Annotated in this window: 19 protein-coding genes, 1 tRNA gene and 1 pseudogene; 10 read left to right on the top strand and 11 right to left on the bottom strand. The window is 64.2% G+C overall.

All coding sequences use genetic code 11. From position 1 onward, the window contains the following. The 3 genes from VMR39_RS23620 to VMR39_RS23610 all read right to left on the bottom strand — a co-directional run. Positions 1 to 827 (bottom strand): 4-hydroxythreonine-4-phosphate dehydrogenase PdxA (locus VMR39_RS23620; RefSeq protein WP_325419784.1); only part of this gene is annotated, 827 nt, incomplete at its 3' end. Next, the gene (locus VMR39_RS23615; RefSeq protein WP_325419782.1) at positions 805 to 2190 is read right to left on the bottom strand and encodes a peptidylprolyl isomerase; all 1386 of its coding nucleotides are present in this window, start codon (positions 2188 to 2190) and stop codon (positions 805 to 807) included. The genes VMR39_RS23615 and VMR39_RS23620, both read right to left, overlap by 23 nt. 86 nt (positions 2191 to 2276) lie before the next feature. Next, positions 2277 to 4529: an LPS-assembly protein LptD gene (locus tag VMR39_RS23610; RefSeq protein ID WP_325419780.1), complete on the bottom strand. Its 2253-nt coding sequence runs from the start codon at positions 4527 to 4529 to the stop codon at positions 2277 to 2279. 191 nt (positions 4530 to 4720) lie between these two features. Between VMR39_RS23610 and VMR39_RS23605 the strand changes: the two genes are divergently transcribed. From VMR39_RS23605 to ndk, 3 genes are all read left to right on the top strand, one after another. Further along, a complete protein-coding gene (locus VMR39_RS23605) occupies positions 4721 to 6166 on the top strand; it encodes a leucyl aminopeptidase (protein ID WP_325419777.1) in 1446 nt (481 codons plus the stop codon). Positions 6167 to 6276: 110 nt separating this feature from the next. Continuing rightward, on the top strand, positions 6277 to 6714 hold the full coding sequence (locus VMR39_RS23600) for a DNA polymerase III subunit chi (RefSeq protein ID WP_325419775.1): 438 nt from the start codon (positions 6277 to 6279) through the stop codon (positions 6712 to 6714). 195 nt (positions 6715 to 6909) lie between these two features. Next, positions 6910 to 7332 carry a nucleoside-diphosphate kinase gene (ndk, locus tag VMR39_RS23595; protein WP_325419773.1) on the top strand — a complete coding sequence of 141 codons (423 nt, stop codon included), beginning with the start codon at positions 6910 to 6912 and terminating at the stop codon, positions 7330 to 7332. Between the two features lie 61 nt (positions 7333 to 7393). Here ndk and VMR39_RS23590 read toward each other — a convergent pair whose 3' ends face one another. From VMR39_RS23590 to VMR39_RS23580, 3 genes are all read right to left on the bottom strand, one after another. Continuing rightward, positions 7394 to 8047, bottom strand: coding sequence for a hypothetical protein (locus tag VMR39_RS23590; RefSeq protein ID WP_325419771.1), 654 nt, complete (start codon positions 8045 to 8047; stop codon positions 7394 to 7396). A gap of 5 nt (positions 8048 to 8052) precedes the next feature. Further along, positions 8053 to 8727 (bottom strand): glutathione S-transferase family protein, encoded by a 675-nt coding sequence (locus tag VMR39_RS23585; RefSeq protein ID WP_325419769.1) that lies wholly within the window; start codon positions 8725 to 8727, stop codon positions 8053 to 8055. A 63-nt stretch (positions 8728 to 8790) separates the two neighbouring features. After that, a tRNA-Cys gene (locus VMR39_RS23580) sits at positions 8791 to 8864 on the bottom strand. A gap of 201 nt (positions 8865 to 9065) precedes the next feature. Here VMR39_RS23580 and VMR39_RS23575 point away from each other — a divergent pair. From VMR39_RS23575 to VMR39_RS23550, 6 genes are all read left to right on the top strand, one after another. Continuing rightward, the gene (locus VMR39_RS23575; RefSeq protein WP_325419767.1) at positions 9066 to 9698 is read left to right on the top strand and encodes a protein-L-isoaspartate O-methyltransferase; all 633 of its coding nucleotides are present in this window, start codon (positions 9066 to 9068) and stop codon (positions 9696 to 9698) included. A gap of 19 nt (positions 9699 to 9717) precedes the next feature. Next, positions 9718 to 11211: a TolC family outer membrane protein gene (locus tag VMR39_RS23570; RefSeq protein WP_325419765.1), complete on the top strand. Its 1494-nt coding sequence runs from the start codon at positions 9718 to 9720 to the stop codon at positions 11209 to 11211. Between the two features lie 71 nt (positions 11212 to 11282). Further along, on the top strand, positions 11283 to 11747 hold the full coding sequence (locus VMR39_RS23565; RefSeq protein ID WP_325419763.1) for a DUF2497 domain-containing protein: 465 nt from the start codon (positions 11283 to 11285) through the stop codon (positions 11745 to 11747). A gap of 102 nt (positions 11748 to 11849) precedes the next feature. Next, positions 11850 to 13889 (top strand): S9 family peptidase, encoded by a 2040-nt coding sequence (locus VMR39_RS23560; protein ID WP_325419760.1) that lies wholly within the window; start codon positions 11850 to 11852, stop codon positions 13887 to 13889. A 43-nt stretch (positions 13890 to 13932) separates the two neighbouring features. Next, a complete protein-coding gene (locus VMR39_RS23555) occupies positions 13933 to 16758 on the top strand; it encodes a valine--tRNA ligase (RefSeq protein ID WP_325419758.1) in 2826 nt (941 codons plus the stop codon). 141 nt (positions 16759 to 16899) lie between these two features. Continuing rightward, the gene (locus VMR39_RS23550) at positions 16900 to 18351 is read left to right on the top strand and encodes an MATE family efflux transporter (RefSeq protein ID WP_325419756.1); all 1452 of its coding nucleotides are present in this window, start codon (positions 16900 to 16902) and stop codon (positions 18349 to 18351) included. A gap of 59 nt (positions 18352 to 18410) precedes the next feature. Here VMR39_RS23550 and VMR39_RS23545 read toward each other — a convergent pair whose 3' ends face one another. Continuing rightward, positions 18411 to 20057 (bottom strand): ATP-binding protein, encoded by a 1647-nt coding sequence (locus tag VMR39_RS23545; RefSeq protein WP_414712585.1) that lies wholly within the window; start codon positions 20055 to 20057, stop codon positions 18411 to 18413. A 222-nt stretch (positions 20058 to 20279) separates the two neighbouring features. Here VMR39_RS23545 and VMR39_RS23540 point away from each other — a divergent pair, with 222 nt between their 5' ends. Beyond that, positions 20280 to 21362, top strand: a complete 1083-nt coding sequence (locus VMR39_RS23540) for an acyltransferase (RefSeq protein WP_325419754.1) — start codon at positions 20280 to 20282, stop codon at positions 21360 to 21362. Here VMR39_RS23540 and VMR39_RS23535 read toward each other — a convergent pair. The 4 genes and pseudogenes from VMR39_RS23535 to VMR39_RS23520 form a co-directional block, all read right to left on the bottom strand. After that, the gene (locus VMR39_RS23535; RefSeq protein WP_325419752.1) at positions 21349 to 22365 is read right to left on the bottom strand and encodes an LLM class flavin-dependent oxidoreductase; all 1017 of its coding nucleotides are present in this window, start codon (positions 22363 to 22365) and stop codon (positions 21349 to 21351) included. The two genes, VMR39_RS23540 and VMR39_RS23535, sit on opposite strands and share 14 nt — an antisense overlap. A 45-nt stretch (positions 22366 to 22410) precedes the next feature. Next, the gene (locus VMR39_RS23530; RefSeq protein WP_325419750.1) at positions 22411 to 22851 is read right to left on the bottom strand and encodes an Hpt domain-containing protein; all 441 of its coding nucleotides are present in this window, start codon (positions 22849 to 22851) and stop codon (positions 22411 to 22413) included. A gap of 53 nt (positions 22852 to 22904) precedes the next feature. Continuing rightward, on the bottom strand, positions 22905 to 23129 hold the full coding sequence (locus tag VMR39_RS23525) for a sulfurtransferase TusA family protein (protein WP_325419748.1): 225 nt from the start codon (positions 23127 to 23129) through the stop codon (positions 22905 to 22907). 4 nt (positions 23130 to 23133) lie between these two features. Further along, positions 23134 to 23610: pseudogene (locus VMR39_RS23520) on the bottom strand (ribosome biogenesis GTPase Der); the annotation flags it as partial.

Genomic DNA, 23610 nt, shown 5'->3' with positions numbered 1-23610 from the left:
CAGAGCGCCGCGTCATAGCTTTCGCGCGCACGCGCGTGAAACATTCCGTCGGCGGCGAGCGGACCGACGATATCCAGCCCCTCCTCGCGCAGCGATTCGATCGCGGGGCGGATCACCTCAATCTCCTCGCGGCCCAGCGCGCCATTTTCGCCGGCATGGGGGTTGAGACCAGCGACCGCCAGACGCGGGCGACTGATGCCAAAATTACGCTGCAACCCCTTGACGGTAGTGAGGGCGCGGGCGCGGATCAGGTCGATGGTCAGCGCCGCAGGCACCTCGGCCAGCGGGATGTGAATGGTGATCGGCACGACCTTGAGCGACGGACCGGCCAGCATCATCACCGCATTATGCGGCGCCACGCCGCAGCGTTCGGCGACGAACTCGGTCTGGCCAGGATGGGTGAAGCCGACACCATAAAGCTGTTCCTTGCCAACCGGGGCGGTGACGATACCCGCCGCCGATCCGGTCCGCGCAAGCCCGACCGCGACCTCCAGCGACTGGAAGGCGGTTCGCGCGCCGTCGATGCTGGGGCTGCCCGGCACGATTTCGCCGGCTTCGGCGACCTGAAGGCAGGGCAAGGCGGAACCGAACGCTTCGGCCGCTTCTTCGGGCGCGCTGATCGTGGCGATCGGGCCGAGCCAGACCGCACGCAACGATGCCGCGTCGCCCACCGCGAAGAAGGACGGCAGGCCGCGCGCTTCACGCATTACCCAGCTCTTGGCGACGATCTCCGGCCCGATACCTGCCGGATCGCCGAGCGAGACGGCGAACGGCGCCAACCCCGTCACGGCCGGCGCCGCGGGATCAGTTATATTCGATGACGGCATCGCGGCGGAGGTCGCGCAGATAGATGCGCGCGCGTTTGTTGACCCGTTCCTCTTCCAGCTGCGCCATGATCTGGTCGGCATTGGGCGCATTGGCTGATGCCGGATCGTCACGGCCGCAGACCACCAGCACGCGGACGCCATCGGTGATGGAGCCGAAGGGCGGGGTAGCCTCGCCGACCTGGAGATTGGTCAGGATGTCCTGAAGCTGCGGCGGCAGGTCGCGCACCTTCACATTGTCATTGTCGACCACGTCGGCGCCGATCTTCGCCCCGACCTCATTGGCCTGGCCGCAACCCTTGATCTCCTTGACCGCGGCGGCGAAGCTGGCGGCCTTTGCGCTGGCCTGCTCCTTGGTCGTGCCCTGCGGGAACAGGACGGACAACTGCTTGAGGCTCAGCAGCGCATCGCGCGGATCGGCGGTCAGAACCTTGCGCTTGTCCATGACGTAGATCAGCGACACGCCGCCGACCGTCTCGATCGGGCCGGCAATCTGGCCGACCTGCATTTCCGATGCGGCCTGCGCCAGTTCGGTCGGCAGCTGTGCCGGGCGGATCCAGCCCAGATCGCCGCCAACGGCCGCCGTCGACGCTTCGGAAAATTGTCGGGCATAGGCCTGGAAGCTGCCACCCTGCTGTATCTGCTGGATGATGTTGCGAGCGTTCGCCATGATCTGCGCGCGATTTTCAGGGGTCGCGGACAGGTAGATTTCGCCGATGCGGAACTCGTCGCTGCCCTTGGCGGCGTTGAGGCGCTCGACCACCGACTTCACTTCCTCCTCCGACACGTTGACGAAGGGCTGGATGTTGCGGCGTTGCAGGCGGCTCCAGGCGAGTTCGCCTTCGATCTGGCGTTTGATGCTGGCGGACGAACTGCCCTTTTCGCGCAGATACGCGTCGAACTGCGTCGGCGACTGTCGGAAATTGGCGGCGACGCGTTCGTAGCTCTGGTTGATCTCGGCCGGATCGACCTTGATGTCGTTGGCGGCGGCTTCCTGAATCTGGAGAGTTTCGTCGATTAGGTTGCGCAGCACCTGCACGCGCAGGCGCTCCTTCTCTTCCTCTTCCACCTTGCCGCCATTGGCGGTGATGATGAGGGCGAGGCGCTGGTCGACATCGGTGCCGGTAATGATGCGGCCGTTCACGATCGCCGTCGCCTTGCGGACATTGGGATCGCTCTTGCCGAAGACGGTGACGTCCTTGGGCAGGTTGAGTTGTTGGGACGCGACCTCATTCCCATCGTCGACGGTCTGGGCCGCAGCTGACTGGACGCCGACGCTCAGCAGCGCGGACGTGAGAAGCAAGGCGCGCAAACCGGAACGAACGCCGCGGATCATGCGGTTGGGCGTGGAAACGACAGGCAGCATCGTCGGCAATAATCTCCAATACGGTCCGGCACATGTGCACCGATCCGCCTTAACCAGCCCTGACGGGGACGCGGGAAGCGTGATCCTTATATGCCAATATTGCGGAAAGCTAGCCGTAGCGCGAAACCATTGCCCTTTCGGGCGTCGCCATTGGTCTGATAATCGCGCCGCCAGGTGAAGCCGAGGGTCAGGCAATCATCCTCATAAGCGATGCCCAGGCGATGGCGGACCGGCTGATAGCCATCGGACAGGCTGCCAGGATCTTCCTTCGCGTCGGTCAGGTCGATGACGGTCGATCCGAACACGGACCAGAAACGCGCGAACTGGACACGGCCGCCCAGGCGAAGTTCTTCGCGGTCCTGCAAATCCTCCAGGCTCGACATGGCGTCCCGATTAAGCCGCAGATAGCCGACCATGGCGTAGGTCTTCTTGCTGCCGATCGTGGCGTCGATCTCGTTGCGGCGAACCGCCAGATTGTCCTTGTCCAGCCGGAAGCGGTGGGTGAAGGCGATGAAATCCTTGTAGCGGATGGTGGTGCGCCCGACGATGTCGGATGTGCGGTCTGACAGGCCCGTGCCATCGGGCAGGATGCTGGTGCGATCGTCCAGCCGATAGCTTTGCCCGACGATGCTCTGGAGCGAGAAATTGGGCAGGTCCAGGCTATATTCCAGACCGTAGGTGACGCGCGAGCTATCCTCGAACCGGTCGTAACCGGCGAAGCGGTTGAGCGCAAAGAGGTTGCTATCCTCCAGATCGACCGCGCGGGCGTCTTCATTGGGCAATGACAGATTGGCGAGGTGCGGCGCAGCCACGATCTGCACGCGCGGCTCGATGCGCTGTACGCCGCCAAAGGCTTCGCCGACGAAGGGCCAGCGAACATCGACGGCGGCAGCGGCGATGCCGCGGGCCTGCCAGCCCGGATCGCCGGCATAGCTGACGACATCGGTCAGCAGATTGTCGCTGCTATGATAGACGTCGCCGCGCAGATAGCCGGTGAAGGTGACTTCCTGCCCCATGCCGGTCAGCAGGCGCTTGTTCCATTCCGCTCCGACGAAGGCGCGCTGCGTATCCTGCCCATGGGTACGCGTGATTGCCAGCGTATTGGCCTGAAGCTGGAGCACGCCGCCCAGCAAGGGATCCTTCATCCGCAGCCGATAGTCGATGACCGGCAATGCGATCGGCGTCTGCCCCTGCGAATCGCCTTGGCGCAGCGTCTGTACCGCCCAGCCGCGAATCGAGAGATAGCTGTCATCGCCGATGCGCTGCGCGCCGATGGTGGAACGCAGCCGGTCCTCGCGGCTGATATCGTAGCGGCGCAGGAAGGTGCGGTCGGTCGCGACGCGAATCGATCCGTCGACACTCCATTCGGGCGACAGTTGCAGCGCGCCGCTGGCGTCTAGATAGCCGCGAATATCTTTCTGCGAATTGGCGGCGACCGTGTCGGAATCGCCAATGCCGACGCGGCGGCCATGGGTGACATAGCCGGTGATCTGATATGCGCCGCGATCCCAGAGGTGCCGGTAATTGGCTTCCACCATCGGCAGCGTGTCGGTGTAGACGTGCGGCGTGATGGTGACGTCGCGATTGGGCGCCAGCTTGAAATAATAGGGTAGCGCGACCTCGAACCCGTTGTTCCGATCGTAACGCAGGTTCGGCACCAGCAGACCGCTGCCGCCATTGTCCCCGACCGGGTGGCTGAGGCCAGGCAACGGGATCAACGGCAGGCCGAACAACTCGACATTGGCATTCTTGTAGGTGACGCGTTCGCGGGTTGGGTCGTAGATCACCCTGACGGCGTTGATCTGCCAGGTAGGTTCCTTGGGACAGCCGTCGCTGTCCTCGACCGAACAGCCGGTATAGGCGGCGCGATGCAGCGTATAGACGCCATTGACCCGTTCGCCTTTGGTCGCGGCAAGCCGTCCGCCGGACTGGAGCACCAGCAGCATGTTGTCGACCGCGCCGTCCTTCAGCGTATCGGTGACGTCGAACCGGTCGCCATAGGCGATATTGCCTTCCGGATCGGTGACGGACACATTGCCCTGTGCCTCCACCTTGCCGCTATTGCGGTCCCACACGACCTTGTCGGCCCGCAGGCGGTTGCCATCGCGTAGCAACTGGACATTGCCGTCGGCGGTGACGACTTCGCTGTTGGTGTCATATTGCAGGGCATCGGCGGCGAAGCCGATCTGGTCCTCATTGTCCGGTACCGGCGCGTCGGGGGCGCTGACCGGCGTCTGCGGCTCGTTCAACTGCTGCGCCAGCGCTGCCGGACTTGCGGCTATCGCGACGCTACCCAGCAGAGCGGCACGGAAGGAGAGGGGGAAAAGGATGTTTTGCAAGCGGTAAGGCCTCATGGACGGGCGCATCAGCCATTCCGCCTATCGCACAGAGGGCGGCTCGGCAATCGTTCGTGGAGCATCCTGATCGGCAAAATCGGTCGAACGGCTTTGCCAGACGGGGAAAGCGCACTATCTGGGCAATCAAGAGCGCGGTGTTCGCCGCCCATGGCCGCAAGAGGAAAAGAGCCCAGATGGATATCCAGTTCAGCCCCACCCGTCCCGATGCCGACACTCTGGCCTTCGCCGTGCCCAAGGGCGGCGTCGATGGCCTGCCGCTTTCGGCGGCATCGACCCTCGCGGCGGGCGCGGTGGCTTCGCGCTTCACCGGCGAAACCGGCGCCAGCTTCGAAAGCTTCGTCGAGGAAGGCGGCAAGACGGTCCGCGTGCTGCTGCTCGGCGTCGGCGCGGGGAGCGAGGAGGATTATGAAAAGGCCGGTGCGGCTCTGACCGCCAAGCTGAATGTCAGCGGTGCGGCGCACGCGGCCGTCGAATTTGTCGGCGACGCGAGCGCCGAGAAGGTCGCGCATCTGGCCTTTGGCGCGCAACTGCGTGGCTGGCGCATCGACACCTACCGCACCCGTCAGGCCGAAAAGGCCAAGCCGACGCTCAAGACCGTGACGCTGGTGGCGACCGGCGCGGAAGCGGCATGGGAAAAGCTGTCGGCGATCGCGGCGGGTGTGGCCTTCACGCGCGAACTCGTGTCGGAACCGGCGAACATCCTCTATCCCGAAAGCTTCGTCGAACGCTGCCGCCCGCTGGAGCAGCTTGGCATCAAGATCACCGTCCTCGACAAGGCGGCGATGGAAGAACTGGGCATGGGGTCGCTGCTCGGCGTCGCGCAGGGTTCGGTGCGTGAAGCGCGGCTGATCGCCATGGAATGGGACGGCACCAACGGCGCGGCCGAAAAGCCGGTCGTCTTCGTCGGCAAGGGCGTGACCTTCGACACCGGCGGCATTTCGCTCAAGCCCGGCGCGGGCATGGAAGACATGAAGTGGGACATGGGCGGCGCGGGCGCGGTCGCCGGCGCGATGAAGGCGCTGGCCGGCCGCAAGGCTAAGGCGCGGGTCGTCGGAATCTGCGGCCTTGTGGAAAACATGCCCGACGGCAATGCCCAGCGCCCCGGCGATGTCGTGACGTCGATGTCCGGCCAGACGATCGAGGTCATCAACACCGACGCCGAAGGCCGTCTGGTGCTGTGCGACGCGCTCACCTGGGCGCAGCGCACCTATCAGCCCGAAGTCGTGATCGACCTTGCGACTCTGACCGGCGCGATGATCGTCGCGCTCGGCCATGAATATGCGGGCCTGTTCGCCAATGACGATGGTCTCGCCAGCGACCTGATCGCGGCGGGGCAGGCGGCGGGCGATCCGCTGTGGCGCTTCCCGCTGCTGGCGGCCTATGACAAGCTGATCGACAGCCCGATCGCCGACATGAAGAATATGGGCGCGCGCTACGCCGGTTCGATCACCGCAGCGCAGTTCCTCAAGCGTTTCATCGAAGATGGCGTGAAGTGGGCGCATCTCGATATCGCCGGTATGGTCTGGGCCGACAAGCCCGGCGCCACATGGGACAAGGGCGCGACCGGCTATGGCGTGCGCCTGATCGATCGTCTGGTTGCCGACAAGTTCGAAAACTGATTCGTCGCCCCATCCGTTCGGGCTGAGCCTGTCGAAGCTCCTTCCTTGCTCCCCGAAGGAAGGGCCGCACTCCGGCAGGTTCAGGGCAAACGGAATCAGGATTTGGAATCATGCAGGTCGATTTCTACCAGCTCAGTCGCGATCCCGTGGATCAGGTGCTGCCCGCCATCGCCGGCCGCATCCTGGGCCTCGGCGCTCGGCTGCTGGTGGTCGCGCAGGAGCCGGACCGGCTGGAGCGTATCTCCACGGGCCTCTGGGCCGGACCGCCCGAAAGCTTCCTGGCCCATGGCCGGGCGGGCGAGGGCGGGGAGGTGCATCAGCCGATCCTGCTCAGCGGCACCTGCGACGCCGCCAACGGCGCGCGCCATATCGCGCTGGCGGACGGCATCTGGCGCGAGGAAGCGCTGGGCTTCGAACGCGCCTTCTATTTCTTCGATGCCGACACGATCGACGGCGCGCGCTCCAACTGGCGCACCCTTAGCAAAGCAGACGGCGTCGAACCCCGCTTCTGGCGGCAGGAAGGGCGCAAATGGGTGCAGGGGCCGTAGAGTGATTTCGAGCCAGATGGATCATCTGGCGGCTCGGAAATCGCGGTAACAAATGATTTTCCAGCGTACGTCCGGCTCTATTTGAACCGGATAGGCGCTGGTACCCCTCACGCCGGGTCAAGCCTCTTGCGGCTTGCTCCGCCCGCGTCTAAAGGGCGCGCAACTTTATTCCAACAATCCGGAGTTACGAGGGCCATGGCCGTCACGCGCACTTTCTCGATCATCAAGCCCGACGCGACCCGTCGCAACCTGACCGGTGCGGTCACCAGGATGCTTGAAGAAGCCGGCCTGCGGGTCGTCGCTTCCAAGCGCATCCGCATGAGCCGCGAGCAGGCCGAAGGCTTCTATGCCGTTCACAAGGAACGCCCTTTCTTCGCCGACCTGGTCGCCTTCATGATCTCCGGCCCGGTCGTCGTCCAGGTTCTGGAAGGTGAAGACGCCGTGAAGCGCAACCGCGACATCATGGGCGCCACCAACCCCGCCAATGCCGACGCCGGAACCATCCGCAAGGAACTGGCCGAGTCGATCGAAGCCAATTCGGTTCATGGTTCGGACAGCGAAGAAAATGCCGCGATCGAGATCGCCTATTTCTTCAAGCCCGAAGAAATCGTCGGCTAAACCCGGCGTCCTTCGGGGTGAACGAGAGGGGGCTGCCGCAAGGCGGCCCCTTTTCTTTTGCTCAGCGCGAAGCAGGTAAACCAGCCCAGCGCGCATCGAGCGCCGCCTGCGCGCCATCCGCCTTGGCATGCCGCACCAGCGACAGGCCGCGCAGCGTCAGCTTGTGCCCTGACAGCCACTTGCCGGCGATGCCATAACCGATGTCGTAAAGCGCAATGTCTTCATGCGGCTCGCCGTTCACGACGAAGCGGGTCGTGATCGCAACCGGCAACCGTTCGTCGCCGACGCTGTCGTCGGGCAGCTTCGCCTTGGCCCGCCGGCTTTTGAGTGCATCCTCGAACCAGCCTGCCTCGATTCGCGGTTCGCCCGTCGTTTCCACCGGGCCGATGCCCAATGCCTTGGGAAAGGCGATGGTCTGGCTCTGCACCAGCTGGTCTAGATCGGCAGGCTTGAGCGTAAGCTGGTCGTCGCCATCTGCCTGCGCATTCAGCACCAGCCGCGCGGCGCGTGCGGACGCCTTGCTGCTTTCCACCACCTTCGCATCCCGCTCGTCGCGCTTGTCCGACCAGTTGAGATAGAGGGTCAGGCCCGAAATCAGCGCCGCCACCACCGCCAGCAGTTCGCCCAGCGTGATCCAGCGGCGACGGATCGCGGCCGCTTCCTGCGCGCGCGCCTCCTTGGCTTTTTCCGGCGTGGGTTCAGGCATATCGGTCATGCAAATCAGGCCGTCTGCGGCGGCACTTCGAACCGGTCTATCACCCAGTCCTCCGCCTGCGCGCCGCCGATCCATTCCTGCATCCAGGGATGGGCGATGATCGATTGCATATAGGCCTCGGCAAAGCGGGCGACTGGAAGCTGGTAGGTGATGAAGCGGGTCACGACCGGCGCGAACATCAGGTCGACCGCGCCGAATGCGCCGAACAGAAATTCGCCATCGCCTCCATGGCGGGCGCGGGCCTGTGCCCAGAGCTGCATGATGCGGGCGATATCCTGCGCCACGGCTTCGGATGGCGGTACGGGCGCATAGATTTGCCGGATGTTCATGCTGTGCTCGCGGCGCAGCGCGGCAAAGCTGCTGTGCATCTCCGCCGCCATGGACCGCGCCATGGCGCGGGCGGCGGGGTCGGTCGGCCAGAACAGGTCGCCGCCGGTCTTCTCGTTCAGATATTCGACGATCGCCAGGCTGTCCCATACGACGATGTCGTCGCCGTCCCAGAGGATCGGCACCTTCCCGGAGGAGGGGGCGAACTCGTCGCCCTCGCGTCGTTTTTCCCATTCCTCGTCATAGAGGGGGACGACCACCTCTTCGAACGGGATACCGGACAGCTTGCACGCCAGCCAGCCGCGCAGCGACCAGCTCGAATAGGCCTTGTTGCCAATGAAAAGCTTCATCATGCCGTCTGTCTTAAACGGCGCCGGGGCGGCAAGTCGATGGAAAAGGCCGCGCCGGGAATATTTTGGAGGCCCGAGCCGGAATCGAACCGGCGTGCAAGGATTTGCAGTCCTCTGCGTAACCACTCCGCCATCGGGCCTCGGCGTGGGTGGCCGCAAATGTGCGGCTTTGGCGGCAAAGTCAAGCGGGCTGTGACACAAAGAGCGCAAGAATCTTGGCGGCCGTCGCGCAAAGCCGCTTGGCGCGGGCTGCCTGCTGATTTAGAGGTCCGATGATATCCTTAGTGTATTGCATTGCCAATACAGTTGTGCCAAGCCCACAGGACCAAGCGAGAACTATCGTGACCGAGCAGAATTTTTCTTCGATGCGGAACGCCATGGTCGACAGCCAGTTGCGCACCAGCGACGTGAACGACCAGCGCGTTATCGCGGTGATGGCGAAGGTGCCGCGGGAGGACTATGTCCCCGCCGACCGCCGCGCCATGACTTATATCGACCGTCCGATCCCGCTCGACAATGGCCGCGCGCTCAATCCGCCGCTGGTGACTGGTCGCCTGCTCAAGGAAGCGCAAATCGCTGCCGGTGACAAGGTGCTGCTGATCGGCGCCGCAACCGGCTATGCCGCCGCGCTGCTGGTCGAGCTTGGCGTGCAGGTCACAGCCGTCGAGGAAGAGGGCGGGGCGGAGATCGCCGTTGCCGGTGCGACCGTCGTTCGCGGGGCGCTCAATGCGGGCGCTGCGGCCGGTGCGCCCTATGACGTGCTTTTCATCGACGGCGCCGTGGAGGAAGTTCCCACCGCGCTCGTTCAGCAGCTTGCCGATGGCGCGCGCGTCGTGACCGGCATCGCCGATCGGAGCGTTACGCGCCTGTGCAGCGGCCGGGTCGTCGGCGGCGCACTGGGGCTGAACCGCCTGATCGATATGGAAATGGTCGTGCTGCCCGGTTTCGGCGCGCCCAAGGCTTTTGAATTCTGATAATGATGGGCGGGGGGCGATGACAGGCAAGCGCATACAGAAACGGCATCGTGCCGCAGCCGGCCTGCTGTTGCTGACCTCGGCTATCATTGCCCCCGCTCAGGCCGAAACGCTTCAGGGGGCGCTGGCCAAGGCCTATGCTTCGAACCCGACCCTGACCGGCGCGCGCGCCGGTCAGCGGGCGACGGACGAGAATGTACCGATCCAGAAGGCTGCAGGACGCCCCGGCGCCGATGTGCAGGGCAGCTTTTCCGAAAGCATCCTCAAGCCCACCATCAGCTTCACCTCGCCGCAGCGGACCGTGAATGCACAGGCGACGCTGAACGTGCCGGTCTATTCCGGCGGCGCCGTGCGCAACGGCGTGAAGGCGGCCAAGGTGCGCGTAGAGGCCGGCCAGGCCAATCTGCGCGGCACGGAAGCGAGCGTCTTCTCGCAGGTAGTCGCCGCTTACATGGACGTCATCCGCGACAATGCCGTCCTGTCGCTCAACCAGTCGAACGTGAAGGCGCTGGAGGTCAATCTTCAGGCGACCAATGATCGCTTCGAGGTCGGCGACGTCACCCGGACCGACGTGGCTCAGTCTGAATCGCGCCTGGCTCTGGCCCGGTCCGATCTCCAGACGGCGGAAGCCAATCTGGTCACCAGCCGCGAAAACTATATCGCGCTGGTCGGCGCGCCGCCCGATGCGCTGGACGCGCCGCCCGCGCTGCCCGGTCTGCCGGCGACCCCGGTCATGGCGGTGCAGGTCGCGCTGAACGACAATCCAGACATATTGGCAGCGAAGAAGGACCGGATTGCAGCGGGCTATGATGTGAAGGTCGCCCGCGCCGGTCGCCTGCCCACCATCTCCGGATTCACCCAGGCGGGATATACCAACTATCTGCACACGCTGGGCGGGACCGCTCTGGACGCGGAGGGCAATGCGGTCGAAGGTCCGCAGATCAACAAGCAGGCCGCCGCCGGCGTCCAGCTGACAATTCCTCTTTATCAGGGTGGTCGTCCGGCTGCGCAGGTCCGCCAGAATCAGGCGCTCGAATCGCAGGCGGTCGAGCGCGAGATCGAGGTGGAGCGCGGCGTCATTTCCCAGACGCGCGCCGCTTATGCGAGCTGGCAGGCATCGCTCGAAAGCATCGAATCGAATCAGAAGGCGGTCGATGCCGCCAATCTGTCGCTGGAGGGTGTCCGCGCCGAAAATTCGGTGGGCAGCCGCACCATCCTCGATATCCTCAATGCCGAGCAGGAAGCGCTGAATGCCAAGGTCCAGTTGGTGACGGCGCAGCGTAATGCCTATGTCGCAGGTTTCAGCGTACTCGCCGCCATGGGCCACGCGGAAGCCAACGATCTCGGCCTCGACAGCGGCACGCTCTACGACCCGATGGTCAATTATGAGCGGGTGAAGGGCAAGTGGCTGGACTGGAGCTTCGATTCGAAGCCTGCGCCGGTCGCGACGCGCACCGTTGACACGCCCGCGCAAAACGCCAATGTCGACCCGGCTTCTTCACGGCAGCCTTAACCGCTTGTTAACCCGGTCGGGTAATTCTAAAGCCTGAAGGGTGCGGAATGGATTTTGGACGGGGACTATCCATGGGTGACATGACCAAGGAACCCTCGATGGAAGAGATACTCTCGTCCATCAAGCGGATCATCGCCGAAGAAGGGGAGGAGGCCGTTCAGGCCGCGCCCCGCCGCGCCCGTGCCGAGGCAGCCAAGCCCGTCGCGATCGAGCCGGCCGTCGAAGAAGTGTTGGAACTGACCGAAGAGGTCGCGGAGGAGGACTCGATGCCCGCTCCCAAGCTTGCCGCCAAGACGTCCACTACCTCTACAGGTGACGAATCGATCATTTCGGTCGAAAGCGAAGTCGCTGCCCGCCATTCGCTATCCGCTCTGTCCTCGATGCTGATCGCCCCGCAGGACGGTCAGGACAATACGCTCGACGGCCTCGTCCGCTCGATGTTGAAGCCCATGCTCAAGGACTGGCTCGATTCCCGCCTGCCGGCGTTGGTCGAGGAAATGGTTGCCAAGGAAATCGCCCGCATCACCGGCCGTTAAGGCCGGTCTTGCGGAGCCTTCCGCACGGGCCTAGACCCCTCGCATCCTGACGACGCGCCGCGCATCGTTGCGCGCGTCGCCATCCGATCCGAGGGTGATTTCATGAAGACATATCTGCTTGCCGGGCTTGGGTTGATGGCCCTGGCGACGACGCCTGCATTGGCGCGGCCCTTTACGCCGGCCGACATGGTTGCGCTGGACCGCATTTCTGCCCCGGCGGTATCGCCGGACGGCAAATGGCTCACCTATCAGCTACGCAGCACCGACCTTGCCGGCAACAAGGGGCGGATGGACCTCTACCTGCTCGACATCAGAAAGACCGGGCAGGCGCCGAAACTGATCGCGTCCAGGCCCGACAAGAATGAAGCCTCCCCGGTCTTCTCGCCTGACGGATCGTCGCTCTATTTCCAGTCCAATGCCAGCGGCGACGATCAGCTCTGGCGCGTGGCGCTGACAGGTGGGGAGCCGGTACAGGTCAGCAAGGCGCCCGGCGGCATTTCCGGCTTCCTGCTCAGCCCCGACGGCGCTCAGGTTGCACTCTGGGCTGATCGCCCGGTCGGCGCGAAGACGATCGACGATGTTAAGCCTGATACGCCCAAGGAGGCCGGATCCGGCCGCGTCTACGACCAGTTGTTTGCACGCCATTGGGATACCTGGGCGGATGGCCAGCGCTCACAGATCTTCGTGATGCCGGTGGCGGGTGGCTCCGCCGTCTCGGTCATGGGCGGCCTTGTCGGCGACAGCCCGTCGAAGCCCTTCGGCGGCGCGGAGGAAATCGCCTGGAGTAAAGATGGCAAGACGCTCTTCTTCGCGCTGCGCGAGGCGGGGCGGCCAAAGAATCCGATCGAACCGCTGTCGACCAATCTCGACATCTTCTCGGCCCCCGCCGACGGCAGCGCCGCGCCGATCAACCTGACCGACGCGAATGACGCGACCGACACCATGCCTGCCGTGTCGCCGGACGGGAAGTGGCTCGCTTATGCTGCGATGAAGCGGCCCGGCTATGAGGCCGATCGGCTTGTTCTCATGCTGCGCAACATCGCGACCGGGGAGACGAAGGCGCTGACCGAAGGCTGGGACCGCTCCGTCGCCTCGATCGCGTGGGAAGCGAACGGCAAGGGACTGCTCGTCACCGCCAATGATGTACTCGACAACCCGGTATTCCGTGTCGATGCGGCCTCCGGCAAGGTCGCGCGCCTGACGGAAAAAGGCCATGCCGGCAGCGTCGTGCCGCTGCCCAAGGGCGGCTTCGTCTATGCGCTCGACAGCATCCAGTCGCCTGCCGATTTCTGGAAAATGCCTGCAAAAGGCAAACCCGCCCGCCTGACCAACGTCAACGCCGCCAAATTGGCCGGCGTCGATGACGTGTCGGTCGAACGCTACAGCTTCAAGGGCGCCAATGGCGACACCGTCTGGGGCCAGATCGTGAAGCCGCGCGGAATTGCTGGCAAGCTGCCGGTGGCCTTCCTGGTCCATGGCGGGCCGCAGGGCAGCTTCAACGACAGCTGGTCCTATCGCTGGAATCCCAAGGCTTTCGCCGCCCATGGCTATGCTGCCGTGATCGTCGATTTCCACGGGAGCACCGGCTATGGTCAGGCCTTCACCGACGCCATCAACAAGGATTGGGGCGGCAAGCCGCTCGAAGACCTGAAGCTCGGTCTCGCCGCCGCTGCGGCCAAGGACGCGCAGGTCGACGCGGGCAACGCCTGCGCGCTGGGCGCCAGCTATGGCGGCTATATGATGAACTGGATCGAGGGCCAGTGGGCCGACGGTTTCAAGTGCATCGTCCAGCATGACGGCGTGTTCGACGCCCGCGCCATGGCCTATGAAACCGAAGAATTGTGGTTCGACGAATGGGAACATGGCGGCCCCTATTACGAAAAGCCGGAAGAGTTCGAGAAATGGAACCCGGTCAACCATGTCGCCCAATGGAAGACGCCGATGCTGGTCGTGACCGGCGAGAAGGATTTTCGCATCCCCTACACGCAGGGGCTGGCCGCCTTCACCGCGCTACAGCGCCGCGACATTCCCTCGAAGCTGCTTGTGTTCCCGGACGAGAATCACTGGGTGCTGAAGCCGAAAAACTCGCTGCAATGGTATGGCGAGGCGCTCGGCTGGCTGGACAAGTGGACGGGCAAGTAAAAGCGCTGGAACCTGATGGGAAGGCGCACTAAAGCGCCTTCCCATGACCGAGCTGCCCAAAACCTTCGACCCCGCCGATATCGAATCCCGCTGGTACGCCCATTGGGAGGAGAAGGGCCTGTTCCGCCCCGAACGCCCGGACGCGACGCCGTTCACCATCGTGAACCCGCCGCCGAACGTGACGGGCAGCCTGCATATCGGCCATGCGCTCGACAACAGCTTGCAGGACATCGTCGTCCGCTACGAACGCCTGCGCGGCAAGGATGCGCTCTGGGTGGTCGGCACCGACCATGCCGGCATCGCGACCCAGATGGTCGTGGAGCGCCAGCTCAATGCCCAGCAGCAGAAGCGCACCGACTTCACGCGCGAGCAGTTCGTGGACAAGGTGTGGGAATGGAAGGCCGAAAGCGGCGGCGCGATCACGCGCCAGTTGCGGCGCCTCGGCTGCTCCATGGACTGGGCGAACGAACGCTTCACCATGGACGAGGGTTTTTCGAAGGCGGTCATCAAGACCTTCGTGGAACTGCACAAGCGCGGCCTGCTCTATCGCGACAAGCGGCTGGTGAACTGGGATCCCCACTTCCGCTCCGCCATCTCCGACCTTGAAGTCGAGACGGTCGAGACCAAGGGCGGCTTCTGGCGCTTCCGCTATCCGCTGGCGGACGGCGTGACACTGGCAGATGGCAGCGATCATATCGTCGTCGCCACCACGCGCCCGGAAACCATGCTGGCCGACATGGCCGTCGCGGTTCATCCCGAAGACCCGCGCTACAAGGATGTCATCGGCAAGGACATTCTCCAGCCGATCACCGGCCGCCGCTTCAAGGTGGTCGCCGACGAACATGCCGATCCGGAACTGGGGTCGGGCGCGGTCAAGATCACGCCGGGCCATGACTTCAACGACTTCGACGTGGGCAAGCGCGCAGGCTTCAAGGCCGGCGAGATGCTCAACATGCTCGACGCCGACGCCAATGTCGTCCAGACCGCCGATGGCCTGATCCCCGACCGCTTCCTCGGCCTGCACCGCTTCAGGAAGGACGGCGTCGACGGCGCGCGCGAAGCCGTCGTCGCGGAGATGAAGGCGCTGGGCTTCCTCGTGCCGCACGTCACGAAGAACAAGGAAGGCGAGGAGGTATCGGCCGATTTCGAACCGCGCATCATCCAGACGCCCTTCGGCGACCGCTCCAACGTGGTCATCGAACCCTGGCTGACCGACCAATGGTATGTCGACGCGGAAAAGCTGGCGGTCGCCCCGATGCAGGCGGTCCGCGACGGCGCGATCGAGATCGTGCCCAAGACATGGGAAAAGACCTTCTTCAACTGGATGGAAAATATCCAGCCCTGGTGCGTCTCGCGCCAGCTCTGGTGGGGGCATCAGATCCCGGCCTGGTTCGGTCCGAAAATGGAAAATGGCAGAACGACTACTGAGACGGAGATTTTTGTCGCCGTTGACGAGGACGCTGCTAAGGCGGCTGCCCAAGCATATTATGGGCCAAACGCCTCGATTTATTTTGCGGATTTTGAGCTACGAAACTCGCCGCAAAAGGTTGTTTCTGATGCAGACTGGCAGTCGGGCAATTTTGTGCTGCTGACCCGCGATCCCGACGTGCTCGACACCTGGTTTTCCTCGGCGCTCTGGCCCTTCGGCACGCTGGGCTGGCCGGAACCGACCGACAAGCTGTCGCGTCATTATCCGGGCGACCTGCTGATCAGCGGCTTCGATATCCTCTTCTTCTGGGACGCTCGCATGGCGATGCAGGGGATGGAGTTCATGGGCGATGTTCCGTGGCGCAAGCTCTATCTCCACGGCCTCGTCCGCGCGGCGGACGGGCAGAAAATGTCCAAGTCCAAGGGCAATGTGGTCGATCCGCTCGGCCTGATCGACAAGTTCGGCGCGGACGCGCTGCGCTTCTTCATGGCGGCGATGGAAAGCCAGGGCCGCGACGTGAAGATGGATGAGAAGCGGGTCGAGGGCTATCGCAACTTCGCGACCAAGCTCTGGAACGCCGCGCGTTTCCTCCAGTCGAACGGCGTCACCGCCTCGACCAGCCATGAAGCGCCCGCCGCTGCACTGCCGGTCAACCGCTGGATCATCGCGGAGACGGTCGCGACCGTGCAGGCGATCGACACGGCGATGACCGAACTGCGCTTCGATGCCGCCGCCAACGCCATCTATCATTTCGTCTGGGACCAGTTTTGCGACTGGTATATCGAACTCACCAAGGGTGCGATGGATGACGAGACGCGCGCCGTCGCGGGCTGGGCGTTCGACCAGATCCTGGTCATGCTCCACCCGTTCATGCCCTTCATCACCGAAGAGCTGTGGCATCTGACAGGGGAGCGCGCGAACGAACTGATCGTCGCGCGCTGGCCGCAGGCGCTCGCCGCCGTCGATACCGACGCGCAGGCGGAGATCGACTGGCTGATCCGCCTCGTCAGCGCCATCCGCACCGCGCGCACCGAACTCAATGTGCCGCCGGGCGCGAAGCTGCCCATGGTCGTGCGCGATGCGGCGGAAGCCACGCAGCGCCGTCTCGACCGGCAGGGCGTGGCACTGGCCCGGCTCGGCCGCGTCGAAAGCCTGACCTTCGGTGAACCGCCGGCGGGCGGCGCGGCGCAGATCGTGGTGGATGAGGCGACCTTCATCCTGCCGCTGGAAGGCGTGATCGACATCGATGCGGAAAAGACCCGCCTCGCCAAGGCATTGGCCGCAGCGGAGAAGGAACGCGATTCGCTGGGCGGGCGCCTGTCCAACCCCAGCTTCGTCGAAAAGGCCAAGCCCGAAGCCGTCGCCAAGGCGCGCGAGGATCATGCCGAAAAGACGGCTGAAGCGGACCGGCTGAAGGCGGCGCTGGACCGATTGGGATAAGCGGCTACAAAAACTCTTTCTTTCGGGCTGAGCTTGTCGAAGCCCCGTTCTTCCGTAAAAGAGGAATGGCCCTTCGACAGGCTCAGCGCGAACGGAGGTGGTATATCCGCTTCATTGTCTAGGGTTTTGGGGAGGCGGAGAATGGCGGCAAGCAAGGCAGGCGCAAAAGACCTGACGCAAGGGCCGATCGCTTCGACGCTGCTGCTTTTCGCTATCCCAACGCTGGCGTCCAACATCCTCCAATCTTTGAACGGCTCGATCAACGCCATCTGGGTCGGCCGTTTCCTCGGCGCGCAGGCGTTGGCGGCGACCGCCAACGCCAATATCATCATGTTCCTGATGTTCTCGGTCGTGTTCGGCTTCGGCATGGCCTCGACCGTGGTGATCGCGCAGGCGGTCGGCGCGCGCGACCTTGACGCCGCGCGCCGCGCCTTCGGCTCTGCGGTCGGCTTCTGCTCGATCCTGGGCCTTGGCGTCGCTATCGCTGGCTGGATCGGCGCGCCCGCGCTGCTTCGCTTGCTGGCGACACCGGCCGAAGCGTTCGATATGGCGCTCATCTATCTGCGCGTCATCTTCGTCGCCATGCCCGCCACCCTGCTCGGCGTCATGATGATGATGGGCCTGCGCGGGGCAGGGGATGCGCGTACGCCGCTCATCTTCATGATCGTCAGCGTCGCCATCGACCTGATCCTCAATCCCGTCCTGATCCTCGGCCTCGGCCCGATCCCGGCCTTCGGTATCGCCGGGTCGGCGGCGGCCACGGCGGCGGCGGGGATCGTCAGCCTGATCGGCCTTGTCGCCTTCACCTATGCGAAGGATCTGCCGCTCCGCCTGCGTGGGAAAGAATTGGCCTATCTGCGCCCGGCCGCCGATCAGATGCGCATACTCTTCGCCAAGGGCTTGCCCATGGGCCTCCAGATGATCGTCATGTCGGCGTCGGGCCTCGTCATGATCGGCCTCGTCAATCGCGAGGGGTTGCTGGTGACGGCGGCTTACGGGGCGGCACAGCAGATCTGGACCTATCTCCAGATGCCGGCCATGGCGATGGGCGCGGCGGTCAGCGCCATGGCGGCGCAGAATGTCGGCGCGGGCCGATGGGACCGGATCAGTCGGATTACCGGCTATGGCATGTCCTATCTGCTGGCGATCACCGGTGCGATGATCGTCGTCATACTGCTGTTCCATGCGTCGCTGCTCTCGCTGTTCCTGGGCAGCAACCAGCCCGCGATCGAGGCCGCCTGGAACATGCAGTTGCTGGCCAGCTGGAGCTTCCTGCTGTTCGGCTGCACCATGATCCTGTTCGGCGTGATGCGCGCCAATGGCGTCGTGATGGCACCGCTGGTCATCCTGACCTTCACCCTGTTCGGCGTACGGCTGGGTTTCTACGAACTGGCCTATCCGTCACTCGGCGCCAACGCCCTGTGGCTCAGCTTCCCGGCCGGGTCGCTGGCATCCTTCCTGCTGGCGACGGCCGTCTATGCGCAGGGCGGCTGGCGCAAGGCCAGGCTGATGGTCCCAGTGCATGAGGAGGAATGCCGGGAGGCTGTTCACAGCGAATCGGAACCCGCCGGACGGATCGCCCCGGCCGGCTGATCGGGTTTTTGACTGTCGCATTTTGCGAGTCGCCGGCTGTCCAGCCGACTTCAAGAAGCTTACCGCCCCTGATTGCGCCAGCGCGTGATGGTGCGGTCGAGTATGTCGGCTTCGCTGCCGGACTGGCGCCATAGCTCGGTAAAACTGGGGTCGCTGGACGCGGGCCTGCGATGCGCTTCCAGATTGTCGAGCGCGACGCGGATCGGCACGGCGACGCCCTCGCCGCAGATGATCGCCTCGCGGTTTCGCAGCGCCGGGATCGAATCGAGGAAGCCGCGCGCGCCCTCGGGCATGGCCGCCTTCACGAAGGCCTGATCGCGATCATTGTTGAGGCGCATCGAAATGATCGTGCCGCATTGCGACAGCACGCCTTCGGCAAGATCGGAGGGGCGCTGGGTGATGAGGCCCAGCGACACGCCATATTTGCGGCCTTCCTTGGCGATGCGTTCCAATATCTTGCGCACCGCCTGACCCGATCCGGTCGTCGAAGAGGGAATGTAGCGATGCGCCTCCTCGCAGACGAGCAGGATGGGGCGTTGCGGCTCGTCGCGCGCCCAGATGGCATAGTCGAACACCAGTCGAGACAGGACGGACACCACCACGGAGGTGATGTCGGACGGCATCGCGGAAACGTCGATGATGGAGATCGGCTTGCCGTCGGATGGCAGGCGGAAGATCTTGGCCAGGAAGGCCTGCATCGTGTCCGCGACCAGCATGCCGGAGAACATGAAGCTGTAGCGCGGGTCGGCCTTGATCTCGTCGATCTTGGTCTTCAGGCGCATATAGGGCAGCGCGCCCGTGCCCTTGTCCAGCTTCCCCATCTCGTTCTGGAGGATGTTGGTGAGGTCGGACAGGAGATAGGGAATAGGCGAATCCACGGTCAGACGGCCGATGCTCTCCGCCAGCCGGTTCTTCGAGCGCGCGGCGAGCAGGCATTTGGCGAGAATGTCGCTGTCGACCGTGCGATCCGATCCGGATGAGGTGACGAACACCTCGCAATGCTCCTCGAAATTCATCAGCCAATAGGGCAGAGCCAGATTGCTGACATCATAGACCGCGCCATTGCTGGCGAAGGCCGCGCCATATTCGCCATGGGGATCGATCATGACGATATGTCCCTGCGGTGACAGGTCACAGATGCGGTGCAGGATCAGCGCGGCGCTGGTCGATTTGCCGGTGCCGGTTGATCCCAGCAGCGCAAAATGCTTGCCCAGCATGGAATCGACATAAAGCGCCGCGCGCGTGTCGCTGGTTGGATAGACGGTGCCTATTTCGACATTGGCCCGGTCGTCTGCGGCGTAAATCTGCTGCATGTCCTGGCTCGACACCGGGAAGATGTCGGTTCCGGGCGTCGGATAGCGCGTCACGCCGCGACGGAAATGATGGATGCGGCCGGTCTGCGGCTCTTCATCGCCTTCGCCCAGAAAATCGATGTCAGCGACGATGCCCTTGCTTGCCTGGTCGAGCGCCATGGCGCGCACGCTGGCGACCAACCAGTTGTCGCCGACGCGCATTTTCACCTGGCTGCCCACCTGTCCGGCCATGGCGATGCATGGATCGCCGTCCTGTCCCAACACACCCAGCCGCTGGGCGTCGATCAGGATCTTGGAGCTGGAACCGGCAATCTGGAACACCATGCCCATGGATTGATCCGATGCGGCGTTGGAGGCTGCGGCGAATTGATGAGCGCTCGGCATTTGGGTCATGAGCCTGTGATCGTCCCTGCGACCGGAGCCACTTCCGGTGAATGGACCTTTCATAGCGATGAGAGGTAAAAATTGGCTTATGCCGGGATGGCGGGAAAATTTCCCACTTCCTATCTTGCTAAGGCACGCGATCTTTAACCGCAGCTTCGCCACGGATTGTCCGCCAACCGGAACATGGAAACCGTTCCAGCATTACACTAGCGTCACAATCAGGATATTTTCTTGCCCGAAACGATACCGGTCGATGGAGCGCGGCGCTCCGACGCGATTTCCATAGCCCGTGTCATCTGCATCCTGGGTGTGGTCTATGTCCATGCCTGGACGGGGCAGAATGGGGAGGCTCTGGCCGTCCTGCATGGAAGCGGGCAGGATAATCTGCGCTGGACCCTGATGGAGATATTCGGCCGCAGCGCCGTGCCGTTACTAGGCCTGATTTCTGGCTGGCTGGTGGCTGCGTCGGGCCGCACCCGCAACCTGCCGAGCCATGTGGAGCGCAAGACGCGGACCATCCTGCTGCCGATGATCCTCTGGAATCTGCTGGCCATCCTGATTGTGTCGGGTGCGGCCCGGCTGTTCGGCCTGTCCGCACCGCAACCGCAATCGCTCTGGTGGGTGGTGGATGAAGTACTCATCCTTACCCGCAATCCCGACATCAATGTGCAGATGCCGTTCCTGCGCGACCTGTTCCTGTGCATGCTCGCCGCGCCACTCCTTGTGCGCCTGCCGGGCTGGATGCTTGCCCTGATCGGACTGACGGCAGGGGCGGCGCATATTGCGGGGCTGGGGCCGCCGGTGCTGATGCGCGCATCTATTCTCTTCTTCTTCACCCTTGGCATCCTCACTCGCCGAAATGGGTGGGAGGAACGGGTCGCGCGCCTGCCTTTCCTGCTGGCGCTGCTCCCTTTCGCCTTGCTGATGGGCGCACAACTCTACCGCTCGATCACGGTGGGCGATGGAGGCTGGCTGGTGGCGCAGCGGGGGCTGGACCTAGCCGTCCGCATCACGGCCGCCATCGCTTTCTGGCGTATCGCCTGGGCGCTGGCGGGCAGTGTCGCGCGCGGGTTGTTGCTGCGAATCGAGCCTTTCGCCTTCTTCCTCTTTTGCGCCCACCTCATATTGATCTGGGTGGGTGGACCGTTGCTGGGGCATGTGTTCGGTCCGATGGGATCGACCTTTTATCCGGTCTATCTCATCTTCCAGCCGCTGATCGTGCTGGCGGTGGTCGTCATCGTTGGCCTTGTCCTACAGCGGGTCGCGCCGCGCACGGCGGCGTTCCTGAGCGGTGGGCGGCTCAAGGCGCGCTGAGGGCGAGTTCCCGCGCATCCACCGCCTGCGCCGCCGCTATGGCAATGGCGAAGCTGCGCTTGCGCGCTGCCGGGTCGAAAATCTGCCCTGTCAGGATCAGCTCGTCCGCTTGGGTTCGACGCAGGAAGGCAGCGATGTCGCGCTCGACATCCGCCTGCGTGCCGATGCTCGACACGCTCAGCACGTCGGCCAGCATCGCCTGAGCCTGCATCGGCAGGCTGTCGAAATAGCCTTCCACGGGCGGCTGGAGCTTGCCGGGCTGGCCAGTGCGCAGACGAACGAACGCCTGCTGCATCGAACTGGCGAGCAACTGCGCCTCGTCCGCATCATCCGCGGCGAAGACATTATAGCCCGCCATCACATAGGGATATTTGAGCTGCGCCGACGGACGGAAATCGCGCCGATAGATCGCGATCGCCTCATCCAGCGCGGCGGGCGCAAAGTGGGATGCAAAAGCGTAGGGCAGGCCAAGCGCGGCGGCCAATTGCGCACCATAAAGGCTCGACCCCAATATCCAGATCGGCACGTCCGCGCCTGCGCCCGGCGTCGCTTCGATGCCCAATCGCTCATCACCTGCGAAAAAGGCCTGCAACTCCATCACGTCGCGCGGAAACTGGTCCGCTCCGCCCGATAGGTTGCGCCGGATCGCTTGCGCGACTCGCTGGTCGGAACCAGGAGCGCGGCCAAGCCCCAGGTCGACACGGCCGGGGAAAAGCGCGTCCAACGTGCCGAACTGCTCGGCGATCACCAGAGGGGCATGATTGGGCAACATGATCCCGCCCGCGCCGATCCGGATGGTGGACGTCGCATGACCGATATGCGCCAGTACGACGGCCGTCGCGGCCGACGCGATCCCCGGCATGCCATGATGCTCGGCCACCCAGAGGCGGTGATAGCCCAGCGCCTCGGCATGGGCGGCAAGATCGGCGGCATTGGCCAAAGCCGTCGCGGCGCTATCGCCTTCGCGGACGGGGACCAGGTCGAGCAGGGAGAAGCGTGTCATGCCCGCCATATGGGGACATGGTCAGTTTCATTTCAATACGAAAGATTATCCGGCGCGACCGAAGGTGGCCACCGGCATGTCGACCCGGCGGCCGAAGGTCGTCGGACGGCGTGCGGCCAGCGGGTTCGCATCGCGGTCCAGCAGCGCCATCGTTTCGGTAAAGCAGGGGCGCAGGGCGACGACGGTTTCGATCAGTTCTTCCGGCCCTTCGCGCATTTCCACGCAGCGTCGCGCAGTCATCTCAATCTCTTCGGCCATGGCGCGCAGGCGGTGCGCGCCGAACTGGGCCGATTCGCCTTTCAGCGTATGGGCGGGCGTCACCAGTGTGGCGGCGTTGCGGGCGCGGAAAGCCTCCTCGATCGTATGGATCGACTTTACCCCATCCTCGCGGAAATAGCCCAGGATGCGCAGGAAGGCCGTGCCCAGTTCGCTGCGCGTTCGCGCAAACTCGGTCCAGTCCACCAGCTCTGTCTGTAGATGAAGCACCCGCCACTCCCTTATGTGCCGGGCCAAAATAGACCGAGCGTGTAAACGGCGGGTTAAGGCGCGTCGCCATTTCCCTGGCGCAGGAAGAAACGCTGGTCGCCCAGTGGGGTGAAATCCCATTGATTTTGTTGCGCCAGCGCCGCGAGTTCGGCGGGCGCGATCGGATCATCCGCCTCAATGATGATAGCGTTTGCTTCCCGCATCGCCCGCGCCGCGCGCAGGGCGGGCCAGGGGCATTTCATGCCCCTGGCGTTCACCGCGACCGGATCGTCCGCCATCGGCTTACTTGGTCGCGAACGGGTTCTTCTGGCTGCGCAGCGTCAAGCGCACCGGCACCGCGCCGAAGCCCAGTTCCTTGCGGATGCCGTTTACCAGATAGCGGCGATAGCTTTCGGGCAGTTCGTCCAACCGCGTGCCGAACAGCACAAACGTCGGCGGGCGCGTCTTGTTCTGGGTAATGTAGCGCAGCTTGATCCGCTTGCCGCCCGGCGCCGGCGGCGGATTGGCTTCCAGCGCGGTTTCGAACCATCGGTTGAGAATGCCGGTGGACACGCGCTGCGACCAGGCCGTGCGCGTTTCGAAGGCGACATGGATCAGGTCGTCCAGCCCCTTTCCGGTGGCCGCCGACACGGTCATGATCGGGACGCCACGCACCTGCGCCAGGCCGTCTGACAGGGCCTGCTTGACGCCCTGATAGAGGGCGGACCCATTCTCCACCGTATCCCATTTGTTGAGGGCGATGACGAGGGCGCGGCCTTC

Source organism: Sphingobium sp. (assembly GCF_035511395.1).
In the GTDB taxonomy this organism is placed as follows: domain Bacteria; phylum Pseudomonadota; class Alphaproteobacteria; order Sphingomonadales; family Sphingomonadaceae; genus Sphingobium.
This window is presented reverse-complemented; position numbering and strand designations above follow the sequence as displayed.

What these genes read in the sequence shown, in the direction of transcription:
- VMR39_RS23615 (WP_325419782.1), bottom strand. Translation starts at nt 2,190, where the DNA reads ATGCTGCCTGTCGTTTCCACGCCCAACCGCATGATCCGCGGCGTTCGT.
- VMR39_RS23605 (WP_325419777.1), top strand. Translation starts at nt 4,721, where the DNA reads ATGGATATCCAGTTCAGCCCCACCCGTCCCGATGCCGACACTCTGGCC.
- VMR39_RS23600 (WP_325419775.1), top strand. Translation starts at nt 6,277, where the DNA reads ATGCAGGTCGATTTCTACCAGCTCAGTCGCGATCCCGTGGATCAGGTG.
- ndk (WP_325419773.1), top strand. Translation starts at nt 6,910, where the DNA reads ATGGCCGTCACGCGCACTTTCTCGATCATCAAGCCCGACGCGACCCGT.
- VMR39_RS23590 (WP_325419771.1), bottom strand. Translation starts at nt 8,047, where the DNA reads ATGACCGATATGCCTGAACCCACGCCGGAAAAAGCCAAGGAGGCGCGC.
- VMR39_RS23585 (WP_325419769.1), bottom strand. Translation starts at nt 8,727, where the DNA reads ATGATGAAGCTTTTCATTGGCAACAAGGCCTATTCGAGCTGGTCGCTG.
- VMR39_RS23570 (WP_325419765.1), top strand. Translation starts at nt 9,718, where the DNA reads ATGACAGGCAAGCGCATACAGAAACGGCATCGTGCCGCAGCCGGCCTG.
- VMR39_RS23565 (WP_325419763.1), top strand. Translation starts at nt 11,283, where the DNA reads ATGGGTGACATGACCAAGGAACCCTCGATGGAAGAGATACTCTCGTCC.
- VMR39_RS23560 (WP_325419760.1), top strand. Translation starts at nt 11,850, where the DNA reads ATGAAGACATATCTGCTTGCCGGGCTTGGGTTGATGGCCCTGGCGACG.
- VMR39_RS23555 (WP_325419758.1), top strand. Translation starts at nt 13,933, where the DNA reads ATGACCGAGCTGCCCAAAACCTTCGACCCCGCCGATATCGAATCCCGC.
- VMR39_RS23550 (WP_325419756.1), top strand. Translation starts at nt 16,900, where the DNA reads ATGGCGGCAAGCAAGGCAGGCGCAAAAGACCTGACGCAAGGGCCGATC.
- VMR39_RS23545 (WP_414712585.1), bottom strand. Translation starts at nt 20,057, where the DNA reads ATGACCCAAATGCCGAGCGCTCATCAATTCGCCGCAGCCTCCAACGCC.
- VMR39_RS23535 (WP_325419752.1), bottom strand. Translation starts at nt 22,365, where the DNA reads ATGACACGCTTCTCCCTGCTCGACCTGGTCCCCGTCCGCGAAGGCGAT.
- VMR39_RS23525 (WP_325419748.1), bottom strand. Translation starts at nt 23,129, where the DNA reads ATGGCGGACGATCCGGTCGCGGTGAACGCCAGGGGCATGAAATGCCCC.